Origin of the sequence: Streptomyces sp. NPDC047117, assembly GCF_040643545.1 — a bacterium.
Lineage (GTDB): Bacteria > Actinomycetota > Actinomycetes > Streptomycetales > Streptomycetaceae > Streptomyces.
The window spans coordinates 263009-282011 of record NZ_JBEYUN010000004.1 but is presented as its reverse complement, the minus strand read 5'-3'; the positions used below and the strand labels follow the sequence as shown (position 1 = coordinate 282011).

Here is a 19003-nt window from a genome sequence, read left to right as displayed (position 1 = left end):
TCAGCAGCCGCCGCAGTTGTAGTAGAGGACGTCCCAGTGCGAGCCCTCCTTGGCGTAGATGTTGCCGGAGCCCGACCGGTACATCGGCGCGCCGTCGCCGCGTACGCCGATGTAGGCGAAGGTGCCGGTCACGTAGTTGCTGACGCAGCTGTTCAGCGCGAAGTCCAGCTTGTAGCCGTTCCAGTGGCTGTACGTGCCGCTCGCGTGGCCGGTCTCGGTGCCGCCGGTGATGTTCAGCGCGCAGCCGCTCGCCTTCTTGAGCGTGACGGCGCCCTGGGCGGTGGCCTGGTTCAGCTGGTCGAAGGAGGTGCAGGTCGGGGTGTTGCGGTCCGAACAGCCGCCGGAGGAGGACCAGGTGATGCCGGCGTTGCGGAACATCGTGGTGGCCTGGGAGTGGGTGAGCTTGGTGACGGCGTGCGCCTCGCCGGCGCCGGTGAGGACGCCGAAGCCGGGGGCGAACAGGACGCCGAGGACGAGGGCCGGCGCGCTGAGGACGGTACGGACTCTCAAGGGGAACCTCCTGCGGTGAACCGGTGAACCGTGCGACGGATGTTTCGGCGGTGCAGGTGGAGCACCGCAGATGATGCCCGACCTCTACGCGCGTCGCCAGCCCTTGCGAGCAGGGCGGACGAAGCCCGTCGCGGCCACCCCTCGACAGAAAGGTTGAATTTTGAACCAGAAGGGTCTACGCTGAATCTCGTTGAACGTTAAACAAGAAGTTCGACAGCGACATCGACGCCCGAGGTCCCCCGGACCCGTCCCCCCGAGGAGGAGCCATGGCTCTGTTCAACCGCAAGCGCGCCACCGAGACCGCCGCCCCCGCCGCCACCGCGACCCTCGCGGCGGACCCCGCGCTGGCCGCACTGACCGGCGAGTACACCATCGACCCGGCCCACAGCAGCATCGGCTTCACGGTGCGGCACGCCATGGTCACCAACGTCCGCGGCTCCTTCGGCGAGCACGAGGGCACCCTCCGCCTGGACGGCGCGAACCCGGCCGCCTCCACCGCGAGCATCGACGTGAAGATCGACAGCATCGACACCGGCATCGCGGACCGCGACGGCCACCTGAAGAGCGCCGACTTCTTCGACGCGGAGAAGTTCCCCCTGATGACCTTCCGCTCCACCGCCGTCGAGCAGACCGACAGCGAGACGTACCGGGTCACCGGCGACCTGACGATCAAGGACGTCACCAAGCCGCTCACCATCGACCTGGAGTTCAACGGCTCCGCCACCGACGTCTACGGCGCCGACCGCGTCGGCTTCGAGGGCACCGCCGACATCCTCCGCTCCGAGTGGGGCCTGACCTGGAACGCCGCCCTGGAGACGGGCGGCGTCATGGTCAGCGACAAGGTAAAGCTGACCTTTGACATCTCGGCGGTCAAGGCAGCCTGACCGGGCGTTCCCGCCCGGTGCCCGAAGGGGGCGCGCACTGCTCGGCAGTGCACGCCCCCTTCATGCCGTCCGCCGTCAGTCCTGCGGATCGACGCCCGCGCGGAGGAGGCCGTAGGCGTAGGCGTCGTCCAGGGCCTGCCATGAGGCGGCGATGACGTTCTCCGCCACGCCCACCGTGGACCACTCGCCGCGGCCGTCGCCCGTGGAGACCAGGACGCGGGTGATCGAGCCGGAGCCGAGTGCGCCTTCCAGGATGCGTACCTTGTAGTCCACCAGCTCCATCGACGCGAGCTGCGGGTAGATCTGTTCCAGCGCGACCCGCAGCGCGCGGTCCAGGGCGTTGACCGGGCCGTTGCCCTCCGCCGTGGCCACTATCCGCTCGCCCTTCGCCCACAGCTTCACCGTGGCCTCGTTGGCGTGCGTGCCGTCCGGGCGGTCCTCCACGATCGCGCGCCAGGACTCGACGGTGAAGTAGCGCAGCGGCTTGCCCTGGACTTCCTCGCGCAGGAGGAGTTCGAAGGAGGCGTCGGCGGCCTCGTACGTGTAGCCGGCGAGCTCGCGCTCCTTGACCCGCTCCACGACCCGGCCGACCAGCTCGCGGTCGCCGCCGAGGTCTATGCCCAGCTCCTTGCCCTTGAGCTCGATCGAGGCGCGGCCGGCCATGTCGGAGACCAGCATCCGCATGGTGTTGCCGACCAGCTCGGGGTCGATGTGCTGGTACAGGTCCGGGTCGACCTTGATCGCGGAGGCGTGCAGGCCCGCCTTGTGCGCGAAGGCGGAGAGGCCGACGTAGGGCTGGTGGGTGGAGGGCGTGAGGTTCACGACCTCGGCGATGGCGTGCGAGATGCGGGTGGTCTCGGCGAGCTTGCCCTCGGGCAGCACCTTGCGGCCGTACTTCAGCTCCAGCGCGGCCACGACCGGGAAGAGGTTGGAGTTGCCGACCCGCTCGCCGTAGCCGTTGGCGGTGCACTGCACGTGCGTGGCGCCCGCGTCGACGGCGGCCAGGGTGTTGGCGACGGCGCAGCCGGTGTCGTCCTGGGCGTGGATGCCCAGCCGCGCGCCGGTGTCCGCGAGGACGGTCCGGACGACGGCGGTGACCTGGGCGGGGAGCATGCCGCCGTTGGTGTCGCAGAGCACCACGACGTCGGCGCCGGCCTCGCTCGCGGTGCGGACGACCTGCTTGGCGTAGGCCGCGTCCAGCGCGTAGCCGTCGAAGAAGTGCTCGCAGTCCAGGAAGACCCGGCGGCCCTGGGAGCGGAGGTACGCGACGGTGTCGCGGATCATGGCCAGGTTCTCGTCCAGCGTGGTGCGCAGGGCCAGTTCGACGTGGCGTACGTGGGACTTGGCGACCAGGGTGATCACCGGGGCGCCGGAGTCCAGCAGGGCCGCCACCTGGGCGTCGTCCTCGACGCGTACGCCGGCCTTGCGGGTGGCGCCAAAGGCGACCAGCCGTGCGTGGCGGAAGGGGACCTCTTCCTGTACGCGCTGGAAGAACTCGGTGTCCCGGGGGTTGGCTCCGGGCCAGCCGCCCTCGATGAAGCCCACGCCGAAGTCGTCCAGGTGGCGTGCGATGGTCAGCTTGTCCGCGACGGTCAGGTTGATGCCCTCGCGCTGCGCGCCGTCGCGCAGCGTCGTGTCGAACACATGGAAATCGTCGGACAGAGGAGAGGGTTCTGAGGTGTCCGTCATGCTGGTCTGGCTCCTGTCGGGATCTCGGTCTACCGGAATTACCGGCTCCACCGTCCCCTCATGATCCCTCGCGCTCCGTCCCCGGTGGCTGGTGGGCCGGGAAACGAAAAAACCTCTCGCGGGTGCGAGAGGTCTGCGCGCGGGTCTGGGACGACGGTGCCGCGCCGTACTCGGTTTCGTACGGGGCGGTCACTGCGGACCGGCGCGCCTGCTGCCAATAATCATGGCGAACGAGAGCATGGGGGCAGTCTTGCACACGACTGCCCCCAAAGCGCCCACCGTCTCAGGATGCGAGCAGTCGCTGGTCCTTCCCCTTGCCCGCCTCGTCCTTGGTGACGCGGTGGAGGTCGATGGTGCGGGTTTCCCGCATCGTCAGATAGACGACCAGGGAGACGGCGGCGCAGCCGGCGACGTACCAGTAGTAGCCGGACTCGTTGCCGCCGTTCTTGAACCACAGGGCGACGTATTCGGCGGTGCCGCCGAAGAGGGCGTTGGCGATGGCGTACGGGAGGGCGACGCCGAGGGCCCGGATGCCGGTGGGGAACAGCTCGGCCTTCACGCAGGCGTTGATGGAGGTGTAGCCGGTGACGACGACGAGGGCGAGCAGGGCGAGGCCGAGGGCGGGCCAGAAGGAGCCGGCGTGCCGCAGCAGGGTCATGATCGGCACGGTGAGGAAGGTCGAGCCGATGGCGAAGGTGATCAGCAGCGGGCGGCGGCCGATGCGGTCGGACAGCTTGCCGGCGAGCGGCTGGATGCACATGAAGACGAAGAGGGCGCAGAAGCTGACCAGGGAGGCGGTCGGCTTGTCCATCCCGGCGCTGTTGGAGAGGTACTTGGTGAGGTAGGTGGTGTACGTGTAGTACGCCACGGTGCCGCCCATGGTGAGGGCGATGACGAGGAACGCCTCGCGCTTGTGGGCCCAGAGGGCCTTGAGGGTGCCGCGCTCGGGGTCGCTGTTGGCGTCGTCGTCGGCCGCGTAGACCTCGGTCTCCAGCATGTTGCGGCGGAGGTAGAAGACGATGGCGGCGCCGAGGGCGCCGATGATGAAGGGGATGCGCCAGGCCCAGCTGTGGAGCGCGTCCTCGGACATGGTGCGCTGGAGAATGATCTGGAGGCCGAGGCCGAGGAGCTGGCCGGCGGTCATCGAGACGTACTGGAAGCTGGAGGCGAAGCCGCGGCGGCCGGGTGCGGAGGCTTCGGTGAGGTAGGTGGCGCTGGCGGCGTACTCGCCGCCGACGGAGAGGCCCTGGAGCATGCGGGCGACGAGGAGGACGGCGACGCCGCCGTAGCCGGCCACCGCGTAGGTGGGGGCGACCGCGATGAGGACGGCGGAGGCCGACATCAGGGTGACGGTGAGCGTGAGGGCGGCCTTGCGGCCCTTGCGGTCGCCGACCCGGCCGAGCAGCCAGCCGCCGACCGGCCGCATGAAGAAGCCGACCGCGAAGACGCCCATGGTGTTCATGAGGTTGGCGGTCTCATTGCCCTTGGGGAAGAAGGAGTCCGCGAAGTACACGGCGAAGCTCGCGTACACGAACCAGTCGAACCACTCGACCATGTTGCCGGCGGACCCGACCCAGATCTTCTTCCATTGCTCTCGTCCCATAGCCGAGAACGGTGCCGGAGCTGGGACTTTTCGGCAAGGGTGCACCGGACAACGATCAGGCTTCGTTCCGTGCGTTACGTGCTTTCGCCGTCGGTGCGCGTGAGCGTTTCGTCCAGGAAGTCGCGTACGTGTCCGAGTACGTCCGGGCGGGAGAGGCCGGGCAGGCCGACGACGAGGTGGGTGCCGAAGCCGTCGAGGAGGGCGCGGGTGCGGGTGGCGAAGCGTTCGGCGTCGACGGCGCGCAGTTCGCCCTTGGAGGCGCCTTCGACGAGGAGGGCGACGAGGTCGCGGTGCCAGGCGAGTTCCAGGTCGAGCTGGCGCTGGCGGGTGGCGTCGTCGGCGTTCTGGGAGCGGTTCCAGACCTCTAGCCAGAGGGTCCAGCGGGGGTCGCGGGGTCCGTCGGGGAGGTAGAGGTCGACGAGGGAGTCGATGCGGTCGCGGGTGGGCGCGGGGCGGGCCAGCTCGGCGCGGCGCTGCGCGCCGAGCTGTTCCTCGCTCCACTGCAGGGTCTGCAGCAGCAGCTCGTCCTTGGTGCCGAAGTAGTAGAGGATGTGGCCACTGCTCATGCCGACCTCGCGGCCGAGTCCGGCCATGGTGAGCCGGTCCAGGCCCTCTTCGGCGATGGTGGTCATGGCCGCGGCGAGCACCTGCTCGCGTGGCTGGCTGAGCCGCCGCCGGGGACGGCGTGCGGGACCGGGCACGGTGACCTCCTGGACCGGCTGATCGGTGGCTGATCAGACCTTGGGCTGCTGCTGGGTGATGCAGTGGATGCCGCCACCCGCAGCGAAGATCGTACGGGCGTCGACGAGGGTGACCGTACGGCCGGGGAAGAGCCGGCGGAAGATTCCGGCGGCGTGCTCGTCGCGCGGGTCGTCGAAGGAGCAGAGGACGACGCCGTCGTTGCAGAGGTAGTGGTTGATGTAGGAGTAGTCGACGAACTCGCCGTCCTCCTCGATGACGGTGGGTGCCGGTACCTCGACGACCTCCAGCTGCCGGCCGCGGGCGTCGGTGGCGCTCTGCAGGATCTTGACGATTTCGGCGCAGACCGCGTGGTCGGGGTGGGCGGGGTCGGGCTGGGTGTGGACGACGACGGTGCCGGGGCGGGCGAACGCGGCGACGATGTCGACGTGGCCGCGGGTGCCGAACTGGCCGTAGTCGGCGGTGAGGCCGCGGGGCAGCCAGATCGCCTTGGTGGTGCCGAGGTGGGCGTGGATCTCGGCTTCGACCTCTTCGCGGGTGCGGCCGGGGTTGCGGCCGGGGTCGAGCTGGACGGTCTCGGTGAGCAGGACGGTGCCCTCGCCGTCGATGTGCAGGCCACCGCCCTCGTTGACGAGAGGGGTGGCGTAGCGGCGCGCCTCGGCGAGGTCCGCGACCTCGGCGGCGATCTTCGCGTCGTGTTCCCAGCTCGCCCATTCCTGGGCACCCCAGCCGTTGAACACCCAGTCGGTGGCGGCGAGTTGGCCGTTGCCGGTGAGGAAGGTGGGACCGATGTCGCGCATCCAGGCGTCGTTCAGCTCCCGCTCGACGACGTCGATGTCGGGGCCGAGGAGGCCGCGGGCGTTGGCGGCCTGACCGGGTCCTGCGACGACGGTGACGGGTTCGAAGCGGCGTACGGCGCGTGCCACGCGGGCCCAGGCGACGCGGGCTTCGGAGAGGTCGCTGCCGCCTTCTTCGCCGAAGGTGAAGTTGGGGCCGGGCCAGGCCATCCAGGTGCGCTCGTGGGGTGCCCACTCCGGGGGCATGGCGTATCCGTCGGCGGCGGGGGTGGCGCCGGTGGAGGGGAGGGGCTGGTCCGTCATGAGCTGCGTCCTTGGGTGGGAGAGGTCGAGGGTGAGGAAGCCGGGGCGGCCGCCCGGGGAGGGGCGGGCCGCCCCGGTGCCGCCCGGGAAGGGACGGGGCCCCGGGCGGGGCGTGATGGCCGCAGCGGGGCAGGCCGCTGCGGCCGGTGCGGGGCCGGTCCGGGCAGGGCGTACCGGCGGGAGGGGGCGCCGTCCCGCACGAACGGACGCCCCCGGTCCGGTGCCGCCCGGGTGTGCCGGGCGGCCGGGTGGTGCCGGCTCAGAGGAAGTAGAGCCGGGACAGCGAGACGTAGTCGGCGGGGTCGGAGCGCATGGGAGCGCCGTCGAGGGTGACCAGGCCGGTGTCGCCGTTGACCTGGACGTTGCCGACGCGGTCGTTGAGGAGCAGGTCGCGGGGGCCGATGCCGCGGGTGCCGCGGACGGCGACGCGGCGGCGCCGGGTGGGCAGCGAGTCGAAGGCCTTGCCGGGCGAGCCCGCCTCGACCGCGGCGCCGCTGACGAAGGCGACGGAGAGGTCGGCGGCGGTGGCGCCGTGGCCGCCGAACAGCGGTCCCATGACGAGGGGTTCGCAGGTGTCGGTGGCGGCGTTGGGGTCGCCGGTGACGCCCCACGCGGGGAAGCCGGACTTCAGGACCATCTGCGGCTTGGCGCCGAAGTAGCGGGGCTGCCAGAGCGCGATGTCGGCCATCTTGCCGACTTCGAGGGAGCCGATCTCGTGGGAGAGGCCGTGGGCGATGGCGGGGTTGATGGTGAGCTTGGCCATGTAGCGCAGCACGCGGGCGTTGTCGTCGTGCGGGCCGTCGCCCTCCATGGGGCCGAGTTCGGCCTTCATCTTGCCGGCCATGGCGAAGGTGCGGCGTACGGTCTCGCCGGCGCGGCCCATGCCCTGGGCGTCGGAGGAGGTGATGCCGATGGCCCCGAGGTCGTGCAGGACGTCCTCGGCGCCCATGGTGCCGGAGCGGATCCGGTCGCGGGCCATGGCGGCGTCGCCGGGCAGGTCCGTCTTCAGGTCGTGGACGGAGACGATCATGCCGTAGTGCTCGGCGACCGCGTCCCGGCCGAAGGGCAGCGTGGGGTTGGTGGAGGAGCCGATGACGTTCTCCACGCCCGCCATCTTCAGGACGTTGGGTACGTGTCCGCCGCCGCAGCCCTCGATGTGGAAGGCGTGGATGGTGCGGCCGTCGAGGACGGAGAGGGTGTCCTCCACCGACAGGCACTCGTTGAGGCCGTCGCTGTGCAGGGCGACCTGGACGTCGTGTTCCTCGGCGACGCGCAGGGCGGTGTCCAGGGCGCGGGTGTGGGCGCCCATGTCCTCGTGGACCTTGAAGCCGGAGGCGCCGCCCTCGGCGAGCGCCTCGACGAGCGGGGCCGGGTCGGAGGAGGAGCCGCGGCCGAGGAAGCCGATGTTGACCGGCCAGGCGTCGAAGGAGTTGAAGGCGTGCCGCAGGGCCCAGGGCGAGTTGACGCCGACGCCCCAGACGGGGCCGAATTCCTGGCCGATGATGGAGGTGACGCCGGAGGCGAGGGAGGCCTCCATGATGCGCGGCGAAAGCAGGTGGACGTGGGTGTCCACCGCGCCCGCCGTGGCGATCAGGCCCTCGCCGGAGACGATCGAGGTGCCGGTGCCGACGACGACGTCGATGCCGTCCGTGGTGTCGGGGTTGCCGGCCCGGCCGATGCCGCTGATGCGGCCCTCGCGGATGCCGATGGACACCTTGCGGATGCCCTGGACGGCGTCGATGACGAGGACGTTGCTGATGACGACGTCACAGGTCTCGCGGACGGCGGCGGCCTTGAGGTGCAGGCCGTCGCGGGCGGTCTTGCCGAAGCCGGCGAGGAACTCGTCGCCGGGCTTCTGGGCGTCGGACTCGACGCGTACGACGAGGCCGGTGTCGCCGAGGACGACCCGGTCGCCGGCCCGGGGGCCGTGCACGGACGCGTATTCCTGCGGGTCGATGGTCATGCCCGCTCCTCCTCTTCGGTGCTCGCCCCCAGGTAGCCGCAGGCGGCGGCCCGCCGCAGCGCTTCTTCCTTGGCCCCCGGTGCGTCGAGCGGGCCGTCCACCAGGCCCGCGAAGCCGATGGCGATGCGTGCGCCGCCGATCGGCAGGAGGCCGACTTCTTCCTCGCCGCCCGGGTCGAAGCGCTGGGAGGAGCCGGCGGGGACGTTGAGGCGCATGCCGTAGGCGGCGGCGCGGTCGAAGTCGAGCCGGGGGTTGGCCTCGAAGAAGTGGAAGTGGGAGGTGACGCTGACGGGGACGGTCGCGGTGTTGCGGACGCGGACGGTGACCGCGGGCTCGGGGGCCGTGTCGGCGGGTCCGGGCAGGATCGCGCCGGGTGCCGCGTCGCCCATCGATCCCCCGGCGATCGGGTCGCTGACCACGGCGAGCCGGGAGCCGTCGTCGAAGACGGCCTCGACGTGCACCTCGGTCACGACGTCGGCGACGCCGGGCAGGACGTCGTCCGGGCCGAGGACCGCACGGGCCGCCTCGATGGCGTCGGCCAGCCGGCCGCCGTCCCTGGCCACCTCGCAGACCGTGTCCGCGACCAGCGCCGTCGCCTCGGGCACGTTCAGCTTCAGGCCGCGTGCCCTGCGCGCTCTCGCCAGTTCGGCGGCGCCGAACAGCAGCAGCCGGTCGCGCTCCGTCGGGGTCAGCCGCATGCCACCCACACCTCCTGATCGATTAGAGCGTCACTCTAACCACAGTATCGAGACGTGGGAAGGGGTTGACCGACTACAGGGGCATGGGTCACATTGAGCGCCGCTCAATAAAGCGGAACGCTCCGCACCGGAGCGGCACCCCCCCCTCGACAGTTGTCCGGCCTCTCAGAGGAGCCCTCTCATGCCGATCGAACAACGCGGAGTCGACACGATCCCCGACGAGGAACGCACCAGCAGCCCCCGCGATCTCGTCTCCATCCTGCTCGGCTCCAACCTCGCCCTGGGGGTGGTGATCTTCGGCTGGCTGCCGGTCTCCTTCGGGCTGGGCTTCTGGCCCTCGGTCACCTCCCTCACCCTCGGCACCCTCGTCGGGACGCTGCTCACCGCTCCGCTCGCGCTGGTCTCGCTGCGGACCGGCACCAACCTCTCCACCAGCTCCGGCGCGCACTTCGGCGTCCGCGGCCGGCTGGTCGGCTCGGTGATCGGCCTGCTGCTCTCGCTCGGCTACACCGCGCTCACCCTCTGGGTCGGCGGCGACGCCGTCGTCGGCACCCTCGCCCGGATCGTCGGCCTCCCCGACAGCGGCGCGAGCTATGCCGCCGTCTACGCCCTGCTCGCCGTCTGCACGGCCGCCGGCGCGGTCTACGGCTACAAGCTCCTGCTCCGCCTCTCCCGCGTCCTCGCGCTCGGCATGACGGCGATCCTCGCGATCGGCCTGTTCGCGTACGCGCCGGACTTCACCACCGCCGCGCCGCACGGCAGCGCGTACCTGCTCGGCAGCTTCTGGCCGACCTGGCTGCTGGCCGTGGTCTCGGCCGGACTGAGCGGCCCGATCGCCTTCATCACGCTGCTGGGCGACTACACCCGGTACATCTCCCCGCGCCGCCACAGCTCCCGCAAGGTGTTCCTGGCCACCTGCCTCGGGCTGGTCGCGGGCCTGCTGGTCCCCCAGCTCTTCGGCACCTTCACCGCGCTCGCGGTCGGCGCGGGCGAGGACTACGCCGGGCCGCTCGTCGCGGGCGCGCCCTTCTGGTTCCTGGTCCCGCTGCTCCTCGCCGCCTCGGCGGGCTCGGTCGGCAACGCGGGGCTGATGCTGTACTCGATGGGCCTGGACCTCGACGCGATCCTGCCGCGCGCCACCCGTACCCAGGCCACGTACGTCGTGGCCGCGGTCGCCACGTTCTTCGTCTACCTCGGCCACTTCGCGTGGGACGCGCAGGACGCGATGACCTCGTTCGTGCTGCTGCTCACCGCGGTCGGCACGCCCTGGGCGGTGATCACCGTCATCGGCTTCGCGCGCTGCCGCGGGGTGTACGACTCCGAGGCGCTGCAGGTCTACAACCGCCGCTCCCGGGGCGGCCGGTACTGGTACACCGCGGGCTGGAACGCGCCCGCCACGACGGCGTGGGCGCTCGGCTCGCTGGTCGGCCTGGCGGCGGTGGACACCCCGCTCTACACCGGCCCGCTCGTCCCGTACACCGGCGGCATCGATCTCTCGTTCCTGCTGTCGGCGCTGGTCACGGCCGTGCTGTACGGGGCGCTGACGCGTCGCCCGGCGGCCGCGCCGGCGCCCGTGGCGCCGGTGCCGGAGGCCCCGGCGGAGGTGCCGTAGCCCGGCCGGGCCGTACGGCGAAGGGCCGCCCCGGACGCGGAAGGCGTGCGCGGGACGGCCCGTCGGAGCCGGTTGCTTCCCTCGGCGGTCAGCCCAGGGGGTGCATCCAGCCGTGGGCGTCCGCCGCCGTGCCGCGCTGGATGTCCAGCAGCGCCTCGCGGAGCTTCATGGTGACCTCGCCGGGCTCGCCGCCGCCCTGCTGCCACTCGGCGCCGGCGCGCTTCACGGTGCCCACGGGCGTGATGACCGCGGCGGTGCCGCAGGCGAAGACCTCGGTGAGCGTGCCGTTCTCGGTGTCGGCCTGCCACTGGTCGATGGAGACGCGCGCCTCTTCCGCCTCGTAGCCCAGGTCGCGGGCGACGGTGAGCAGGGAGTCACGGGTGACGCCCGCGAGGAGCGAGCCCGTCAGCGTCGGGGTGACAATCTTCGGCCGGCCGTCGGCGCCGCCGTTCCCGTACACGAAGTACAGGTTCATGCCGCCCAGCTCCTCGACCCACTTGTGCTCGACGGCGTCGAGGTAGGCGACCTGGTCGCAGCCCTTCTCGGCGGCCTCGGCCTGGGCGAGCAGGGACGCGGCGTAGTTGCCGCCGGTCTTGGCGTCGCCCATGCCGCCGGGGACGGCGCGCACCCGGTCCTCGGACAGCCAGATGGAGACGGGCTTGACGCCGCCGGGGAAGTAGGCGCCGGCGGGCGAGGCGATCACGATGAAGAGGTACTCGTTGGCGGGCTTCACGCCCAGGCCGACCTCGGTGGCGAACATGAAGGGGCGCAGGTAGAGCGACTCCTCGCCGCCGTGCGCCGGGACCCAGCCCTTGTCCTGCTCGACCAGCGCGTCGCAGGCGGCGAGGAAGGTCTCGACGGGCAGCTCGGGCATGCCGAGGCGGCGCGCGGAGCGCTGGAAGCGCTGGGCGTTGGCCTCGGGGCGGAACGTGGCCACGGAGCCGTCGGGCCGGCGGTAGGCCTTCAGCCCCTCGAAGATCGTCTGGGCGTAGTGCAGCGTCATGTTCGCCGGGTCGATGGAGAGCGGCGCGTACGGGACGAGCTGCGCGTCGTGCCAGCCGCGGCCCTCGGTCCACCGAACGGTCACCATGTGATCGGTGAAGTGCCGGCCGAAGCCGGGGCTGGCCAGGATCTTCTCGCGCTCCGCTGCGGACAGCGGGTGCGCGGAGGGCTTGAGCTCGATCGTGGGCGTCGTCATGAGTGCGTGTCCTTCACCGGTGAGGTTGTGGCGGCCGCGCTCATGACGTCCTGTCGGTACGTGGACGTCCGAGTTCCCTCCCGTACGCGGTCCCGCGTCCGATTATCGCTCGTGTGGGACCGCGGAGAGGAAGGAGGTGACGTAATGCTCAAGCGCGACCTGGGGTCGATGGTCGCACCCAACCGCCGAGTAGCCCAGCGGCCAACGGGTACGCGGCGCGCAGCGCCTCCACTGAAGGGTGGTGGCGGGCGACGGGTGGGCGTACGTACGCTGCCGCTGGGCTACTGGCGGGAACGGCCGTCATCGGCCGTCGTGGCGGAGAAGCAGCGGCGTCAGCCCGCTACTCGGCCGGCGAGCGCGTCGCCGATCTCGTCGGTGGTGCGGGCCGTGCCGTCGCGGCCTTCGAGATCCGTGGCGACGGCCTCCTCGATGCGGGTGGCCTCGGCGTCGTAACCGAGGTGCCGCAGGAGGAGCGCGACGGAGAGGATGGTCGCCGTCGGGTCGGCCTTGCCGGTGCCCGCGATGTCCGGGGCCGAGCCGTGGACCGGCTCGAACATGGACGGGAAGGCGCCGGAGGGGTTGATGTTGCCGGAGGCGGCCAGGCCGATGCCGCCGGTCACGGCAGCGGCGAGGTCGGTGAGGATGTCGCCGAAGAGGTTGTCGGTGACGATGACGTCGAAGCGCTCCGGCTGCGTGACGAAGAAGATCGTCGCGGCGTCGACGTGCAGGTAGTCGGTGGTGACCTCGGGGTACTCCTCGCCGACCTTGTCGAAGATGTTCTTCCACATGTGGCCGGCGTGGACCAGGACGTTGTTCTTGTGGACCAGCGTCAGCTTCTTGCGCGGGCGGGCCTGGGCGCGCTCGTACGCATCCCGCACGACCCGCTCGACGCCGTACGCCGTGTTCAGGCTGACCTCGGTGGCGACCTCGTGGGGCGTACCGGTGCGCAGGCTGCCGCCGTTGCCGGTGTACGGACCCTCGGTGCCCTCGCGGACGACGATGAAGTCGATGTCGGGGCGGCCGGCCAGCGGGGTGCTGGTGTTCGGGAAGAGCTTCGACGGGCGCAGGTTGACGAAGTGGTCGAACGCGAAGCGGAGCTTCAGCAGCAGGCCGCGCTCCAGGACGCCGGAGGGCACGGACGGGTCGCCGATCGCGCCGAGCAGGATCGCGTCGTGCTGCTTGAGCGACTCCATCTCGGCGTCCGGCAGGGTCTCGCCGGTCGCGTGCCATCGCTTGGCGCCCAGGTCGTACTCCTGGGTTTCCAGCTTCACGTCCTGCGGGAGGACGGCCGAGAGGACCTTGAGGCCCTGGGCCACGACTTCCTGGCCGATACCGTCACCGGGGATCACTGCGAGGCGAATGCTGCGAGACATGCCTGGACCCTACTCTTCGTCCCAGGGGCTGACATCCACCGTCCGGCATACGGACACATGGTGAGCCGTACAGCTGAGGTTAACCGGGAGTACGCCATCCGGTTCCGGGGCGATGGAACGTTACCGGCATGGCTTCCCGTGAGACCCCCACGTCCCCCGACATCCCCCGCTTCGGCATCCCGGAGCGGATCGCCGCCCGCATGTCCATGGCCGAGCAGCACGAGTACCTGCGCACCAAGCTGTCCCGCCGCGGACTGCTGCGCACCTCGGCGGCGGGCGCGGGGATCGTCGCGGGCAGCGGGCTGATCGGCACCACCACGGCCTGCGCGTCGCCGCGCTCCACGACCCTGCTCTCCACGCCCGCCACGGCCACGGTGGACGGCTCGATGGTGGCGCCCTTCGGCCGGCACCTGCAGTTCGGCGCCGACCCCAAGACGCAGATGCGGGTCTCCTGGCAGGTGCCGTTCGCGGTGAAGCGGCCGTACCTGCGGGTGGGCCTGAAGCCGTGGGACCTCAGCCGGAAGATCGAGGCGGAGGTGCGGGACCTGCACACCCCCGCGCTCACGAAGAAGCTGCCGGCCGTCGACCAGTACTACCTGCACGCCGCGCTGGACGGCCTGAAGCCGGGCACGACGTACTACTACGGCGTCGGCCACGACGGCTTCGACCCGGCCGACGCACGCCACTTCTCCACCGTCGGCACGTTCCGTACGGCGCCCGCGCGGCCGGAGAAGTTCGTCTTCACCGCCTTCGGCGACCAGGGCGTCAGCTACGACGCGCTCGCCAACGACCAGCTGATCCTGGGCCAGAACCCCTCCTTCCACCTGCACGCGGGCGACATCTGCTACGCCGACCCGGACGGCCAGGGGTCGGAGGAGGACACCTACGACGCGCGGGTGTGGGACCAGTTCCTGGCGCAGACCGAGACGGTCGCCAAGTCCGTGCCGTGGATGGTGACGACCGGCAACCACGACATGGAGGCCTGGTACTCCCCCGACGGATACGGCGGCCAGCTGGCCCGCTGGTCGCTGCCGGAGAACGGCCCGGACCCGAAGAAAGCCCCCGGCGTCTACTCCTTCACCTACGGCAACGTCGGCGTGGTCGCGCTGGACGCCAACGACGTCAGCTACGAGATCACCGCGAACACCGGCTACACGGACGGGAAGCAGACCCGGTGGCTGGACCGCCGCCTCGGCGAGCTGCGCGGCCGTGACGACATCGACTTCCTCGTGGTCTTCTTCCACCACTGCGCGTTCTCCACGACCGTCTCGCACGCCTCGGACGGCGGCGTGCGGGACGCCTGGCTGCCGCTCTTCGAGAAGCACGGCGTGGACCTGGTGATCAACGGCCACAACCACATCTACGAGCGCACCGACGCGATCAAGGGCACCGACGTGTCCCGCAAGGTGCCGGTCGGCGGTCACGTCGACTCGGCGCGCGAGGGCATCGTGTACGTCACGGCGGGCGGCGCGGGCAAGGCGCTGTACAAGTTCCCCGTGCCGGACAGCTACGAGGGGCACGTGAAGGACCTGCACGAGGTCGAGACGTACCACTGGGTGAAGGGCGGCGGGAAGAACACCGACAACGTCGCCTGGTCGCGGGTGCGCTACACCGGCTTCTCCTTCCTCGCGGTGGAGGTCGAGACCGGCCACCGGCCCCGGATGATGGTCACCGCGCTCGCCGAGACGGGCGAGCGGATCGACCACTTCGAGGTGGTGCGGACGAAGCCCGCGCGGAGCTGAGTTCAGCCGTTGGGCAGGATCACGGCCCGGCCGTTGATCTGCCCGTGGTGCAGCCGCTCGTAGGCCAGCGGCGCGTCGTCGATGCCGTACGTCTCGACGTGCACCCGGAGCGCGCCGGCCCGGGCCAGCTCCAGGACCTCGGCCAGTTCGGCCCGGCTGCCCCAGTACGGCGCGGCCACCGACACCTCGTACGCCGAGGTGCCGAAGCCGACGGGCAGCGCGCCGCCGCCGAGGCCGACGATCGTCACGTCCGCCTCGACGGCCGCGACCGCGCCCGCGGTGGTGACGGTGGGCGGCGCGCCGACGAAGTCCAGGACCAGCTGGGCCCCGAGGCCGCCGGTCAGTTCGCGGACGGTCGCCGCGGCCTTCTCGTCGGAGAGCACCGTCTCGTGCGCCCCGACCTCGCGGGCCAGCGCCAGCTTCTCCTCGCTGACGTCCAGCGCGATCACCCGGGCCGTGCTCAGGGCGCGGAGCAGCTGGATGGCGACGTGGCCGAGGCCGCCGGTGCCGATGACGACGGCGGTGGAACCGGGCACCAGCTTCGGCAGCGAGCGCTTGACGGCGTGGTACGGGGTGAGGCCCGCGTCGGTGAGCGGCACGGCCTGCACGGGGTCCAGGCCGCCGAGCGGCAGCAGGTGGCGGGCATCGTCGACGAGCAGGTACTCGGCGAGCGCGCCGGGGGCGCCCAGGCCGGGCGGGCGGATGCCGAGCTCGGGGGCGCGCAGGCAGTAGTTCTCCTTGCCCTCGGCGCACTTGGCGCAGGCGCCGCAGCCCCACGGGCCGTACACGGCGACCTGGTCGCCCACGGCGAAGCCGGTGACGCCGTCGCCGAGCGCGGCGACCGTGCCGGCGCCCTCGTGGCCGAGGGTGAGCGGCAGCGGGAAGGGCAGCTGGTCGGCCGACCACTGCATGACCGAGAAGTCGGAGTGGCAGACCCCGGCGGCGGTCACCTTCAGCAGGACCTGGCCGGGCCCCGGTACGGGGACGGGCACCTCGACGACCTCGGGCGCGGCGCCCACGGTGCGGTACTGGACGGCCTTCATCGTGGCCTTCATTGCGAACCTCCTCGTTCTGCGGCGAGCGCCGCGAATGCCTGGTCGACCAGGCGCGGCAGCGCCCCGGTGTCCCCGCCGCGGACCCAGGCGGTCTGTGCGGCGATCAGGGCCCCGGCGCCCGCGCCGACCAGTACGGCGGGGCGCAGGTCGGTGTCGGGGTCGGTGCCGAGCCGGTCGGCGACGATGCGGACGGAGTCCTCCTGGGCGTCCACCCGGGTGTGCTGGAGGGCGGCGAAGAGCGCCGGCTCCTGTTCGGCGAGTCGCAGCAGGTCGAACATCCGCGGGCGGCGGTGCCAGGCGGGGTGGTCCGGGTCGGCGAGCCAGTCCCGTACGGCCCGGTGGTAGGCGGTCAGCGGCGGTTCGCCGGCGGGCCGGGCGCGCAGTGCGCGGTTGATCCGGTCGGCGTCGGCGCGGAGGCAGTCCACGACGGCGCTCTCCTTGCCGGTGAAGTGGCGGCTGAACGTGCGGCGGGTGACGTCGGCGCGGGCGGCGATCTCCTCGACGGTGACGGCGGCGAGTCCGCGCTCCAGCGCGAGGGCGAGCGCGGCAGCCGCGAGCCGGTCCCGGGTGCGGCGCGCCGCCTGTACCTTTCGGTCCGGTTCGGGCATTTCGTCATCCATACATGCACCGTACATCCAGGTGTGTCCCGATGGGACACATGTCCCGCCGGGACACCGGGAAATGGGTGTGAACCGTGCGACAGTCCAGCTCCCCCGGACAACGAACCCGCAGGTCACAACCGTGCGCGCAACACCGCCACCCGCACGCCGTCTCAGATAGTAGGAAGACCAAGTAATTGTGCAGACAGCACGGTCCGACTGTCCTAACTTTGTAGGAAGCCGAACGTCTCGCTCCACCCAGCGAAGGCGGCTCAGGCCGGCGCGCACGCACAGGTGACCCCTGGCGCGACCTGGCCCCGCCCGCTCCGGCGTCGCATTCCGTTTTCTCGGCATCTCGGGGATCGAACAGAGGAGAGACGTGGCCATGGCCGAAACCGCTGCCCCTGCCCGCAGGATCCGTCACCGCGTGCGCACGTCCGGCGAGACCGACCGCAGGAACGCCGCCGCTGCCCTGCAGCGCGCCCTGGACCGCCGCGACAACGGCGGCGCGACCGGGCACTGAACGTGAAACCGCCCCCGTCCGGCAGCCATCGCTGCCGGGCGGGGGCGGAGTCCGGGCGGCCGGACCGGCCGCGCTCCCCGGGCCTCAGCCCATGTGCGGGTAGCGGTAGTCGGTCGGGGCGACCATCGTCTCCTTGATGGCGCGCGGCGACATCCAGCGCAGCAGGTTGAACTTCGAACCCGCCTTGTCGTTGGTGCCCGAGGCGCGGCCGCCGCCGAAGGGCTGCTGGCCGACGATCGAGCCGGTCGGACGGTCGTTGATGTAGAAGTTGCCGGCCGCGAAGCGGAGCTTCTCGGAGACCTCGGCGACGACCTTCCGGTCCTTGGCGAGCACGGCGCCGGTCAGCGCGTACGCCGAGGCCGACTCCATCTGCTCGACCGTGGCGTCGAAGTCCGCGTCCTCGTAGACGTGGACGGCCATGATCGGGCCGAAGTACTCGGTCTTGAAGACCTCGTTCTCCGGGTCGGAGCAGACGATGACGGTCGGGCGGACGAAGTAGCCCACCGAGTCGTCGTACGTGCCGCCCGCGACGATCTCGCAGGCCGGGTCCTGCTTGGCGCGGTCGATCGCGGCCTTGTTCTTGGCGAACGAGCGGTCGTCGATGACGGCGCCGATGAAGTTCGACAGGTCGGAGGTGTCGCCCATGGTCAGACCCTCGACCTCGGCGACCAGGTCGTCCTTGAAGCCGTTCTCCCAGGTGGAGCGGGCGATGTAGGCACGCGAGGCCGCGGAGCACTTCTGGCCCTGGTACTCGAAAGCGCCACGGGTGATCGCGGTCTTCAGGATCGCCGGGTCGGCGGTCGGGTGCGCGACGATGAAGTCCTTGCCGCCGGTCTCGCCGACCAGACGCGGGTAGGAGCGGTACTTCTCGATGTTCTGGCCGACCTCCTTCCACAGGTACTGGAAGGTCTTGGTCGAGCCGGTGAAGTGCACGCCGGCCAGCTCCGGGTGCGGCAGCGCGACCTCGGAGACCTCCTTGCCGTCACCGGTGACCAGGTTGATCACGCCCTTGGGCAGCCCGGCCTCCTCCAGCAGCTCCATGAGCAGGATCGCGGAGTGGGTCTGGGTGGGCGACGGCTTCCAGACGACCACGTTGCCCATGAGCGCGGGCGCGGTCGGCAGGTTGCCGGCGATCGCGGTGAAGTTGAACGGCGTGATCGCGTAGACGAAGCCCTCCAGCGGGCGGTGGTCCAGGCGGTTCCACACGCCGTTCGGCTGCATCGGGGGCTGCTCCTGGAGCAGCTCACGCGCGAAGTGCACGTTGAAGCGCCAGAAGTCCACCAGCTCACAGGGCGCGTCGATCTCGGCCTGCTGGGCGGTCTTGGACTGGCCCAGCATGGTCGAGGCGGCGATGGTCTCGCGCCACGGGCCGGACAGCAGGTCGGCGGCCTTCAGCAGGATCGCCGCACGGTCGTCGAAGGACATCGCGCGCCAGGCCGGGGCCGCGGCCAGGGCCGCGTCGACGGCCTCCTGCGCGTCGGCCTTGGTGGCGTTGGCGTACGTACCCAGCACGGCCTTGTGGTTGTGGGGCTGCACGACGTCGAAGCGCTCGCCGCCGCCCATCCGCTTCTCCCCGTTGATGGTCATCGGGAGGTCGATGGGGTTCTCGGCGAGCTCCTTGAGCTTCGCCTCCAGGCGGGCGCGCTCCGGGGAACCGGGGGCGTAGCCGTGGACCGGCTCGTTGTACGGGGCGGGGACGTGGGTCACAGCGTCCATGGCGGCCGTGTCTCCTTCTGTCGGGTGCGGGTGCGAAGT

16 protein-coding genes are annotated in these 19003 nt (G+C 71.2%); 4 read left to right on the top strand and 12 right to left on the bottom strand.

Going from position 1 to position 19003, the window contains the following annotated elements; genetic code table 11:
• Nucleotides 1–510, bottom strand: coding sequence for a hypothetical protein (locus ABZ840_RS09785; protein ID WP_361556058.1), 510 nt, complete (start codon nt 508–510; stop codon nt 1–3).
• Between the two features lie 266 nt (nt 511–776).
• On the opposite strand from ABZ840_RS09785, the gene ABZ840_RS09780 reads away from it, so the two are divergent.
• The gene (locus tag ABZ840_RS09780; protein WP_361556055.1) at nt 777–1394 is read left to right on the top strand and encodes a YceI family protein; all 618 of its coding nucleotides are present in this window, start codon (nt 777–779) and stop codon (nt 1392–1394) included.
• Nucleotides 1395–1469: 75 nt separating this feature from the next.
• Here ABZ840_RS09780 and cimA read toward each other — a convergent pair whose 3' ends face one another.
• The 6 genes from cimA to ureA all read right to left on the bottom strand — a co-directional run bounded on the left by cimA (nt 1470) and on the right by ureA (nt 9146).
• Complete coding sequence (cimA, locus tag ABZ840_RS09775) at nt 1470–3083, bottom strand: citramalate synthase (protein WP_361556052.1); 1614 nt, start codon at nt 3081–3083, stop codon at nt 1470–1472.
• 283 nt (nt 3084–3366) lie between these two features.
• Nucleotides 3367–4686, bottom strand: a complete 1320-nt coding sequence (locus ABZ840_RS09770) for an MFS transporter (RefSeq protein ID WP_361556049.1) — start codon at nt 4684–4686, stop codon at nt 3367–3369.
• 74 nt (nt 4687–4760) lie between these two features.
• Nucleotides 4761–5387: a TetR/AcrR family transcriptional regulator gene (locus ABZ840_RS09765; protein WP_361556046.1), complete on the bottom strand. Its 627-nt coding sequence runs from the start codon at nt 5385–5387 to the stop codon at nt 4761–4763.
• A 33-nt stretch (nt 5388–5420) separates the two neighbouring features.
• On the bottom strand, nt 5421–6485 hold the full coding sequence (locus ABZ840_RS09760) for an agmatine deiminase family protein (protein ID WP_361556043.1): 1065 nt from the start codon (nt 6483–6485) through the stop codon (nt 5421–5423).
• A 259-nt stretch (nt 6486–6744) separates the two neighbouring features.
• On the bottom strand, nt 6745–8448 hold the full coding sequence (locus tag ABZ840_RS09755; RefSeq protein ID WP_361556040.1) for an urease subunit alpha: 1704 nt from the start codon (nt 8446–8448) through the stop codon (nt 6745–6747).
• Nucleotides 8445–9146, bottom strand: a complete 702-nt coding sequence (gene ureA, locus ABZ840_RS09750; protein ID WP_361556037.1) for an urease subunit gamma — start codon at nt 9144–9146, stop codon at nt 8445–8447. The genes ABZ840_RS09755 and ureA overlap by 4 nt, the downstream gene beginning before the upstream one ends.
• Before the next feature lie 181 nt (nt 9147–9327).
• Here ureA and ABZ840_RS09745 point away from each other — a divergent pair, with 181 nt between their 5' ends.
• On the top strand, nt 9328–10758 hold the full coding sequence (locus ABZ840_RS09745) for a cytosine permease (RefSeq protein WP_361556034.1): 1431 nt from the start codon (nt 9328–9330) through the stop codon (nt 10756–10758).
• Nucleotides 10759–10846: 88 nt separating this feature from the next.
• On the opposite strand, the gene ABZ840_RS09740 is transcribed toward ABZ840_RS09745, so the two are convergent.
• Both ABZ840_RS09740 and ABZ840_RS09735 read right to left on the bottom strand, forming a co-directional pair.
• Nucleotides 10847–11956 carry a branched-chain amino acid aminotransferase gene (locus ABZ840_RS09740; protein ID WP_361556031.1) on the bottom strand — a complete coding sequence of 370 codons (1110 nt, stop codon included), beginning with the start codon at nt 11954–11956 and terminating at the stop codon, nt 10847–10849.
• A gap of 332 nt (nt 11957–12288) precedes the next feature.
• Nucleotides 12289–13329, bottom strand: coding sequence for a 3-isopropylmalate dehydrogenase (locus ABZ840_RS09735; protein WP_361556028.1), 1041 nt, complete (start codon nt 13327–13329; stop codon nt 12289–12291).
• 128 nt (nt 13330–13457) lie between these two features.
• Between ABZ840_RS09735 and ABZ840_RS09730 the strand changes: the two genes are divergently transcribed.
• Nucleotides 13458–15071 carry a metallophosphoesterase family protein gene (locus ABZ840_RS09730; protein ID WP_361556025.1) on the top strand — a complete coding sequence of 538 codons (1614 nt, stop codon included), beginning with the start codon at nt 13458–13460 and terminating at the stop codon, nt 15069–15071.
• Nucleotides 15072–15073: 2 nt separating this feature from the next.
• Here ABZ840_RS09730 and ABZ840_RS09725 read toward each other — a convergent pair whose 3' ends face one another.
• Both ABZ840_RS09725 and ABZ840_RS09720 read right to left on the bottom strand, forming a co-directional pair.
• A complete protein-coding gene (locus ABZ840_RS09725; RefSeq protein ID WP_361556589.1) occupies nt 15074–16114 on the bottom strand; it encodes an NAD(P)-dependent alcohol dehydrogenase in 1041 nt (346 codons plus the stop codon).
• Between the two features lie 8 nt (nt 16115–16122).
• The gene (locus tag ABZ840_RS09720; RefSeq protein ID WP_361556022.1) at nt 16123–16746 is read right to left on the bottom strand and encodes a TetR family transcriptional regulator; all 624 of its coding nucleotides are present in this window, start codon (nt 16744–16746) and stop codon (nt 16123–16125) included.
• Nucleotides 16747–17110: 364 nt separating this feature from the next.
• Between ABZ840_RS09720 and ABZ840_RS09715 the strand changes: the two genes are divergently transcribed.
• Nucleotides 17111–17248 carry a hypothetical protein gene (locus tag ABZ840_RS09715; protein ID WP_351598443.1) on the top strand — a complete coding sequence of 46 codons (138 nt, stop codon included), beginning with the start codon at nt 17111–17113 and terminating at the stop codon, nt 17246–17248.
• Between the two features lie 84 nt (nt 17249–17332).
• On the opposite strand, the gene pruA is transcribed toward ABZ840_RS09715, so the two are convergent.
• Nucleotides 17333–18964: an L-glutamate gamma-semialdehyde dehydrogenase gene (pruA, locus tag ABZ840_RS09710; protein ID WP_361556019.1), complete on the bottom strand. Its 1632-nt coding sequence runs from the start codon at nt 18962–18964 to the stop codon at nt 17333–17335.
• Nucleotides 18965–19003 lie beyond the last annotated feature (39 nt).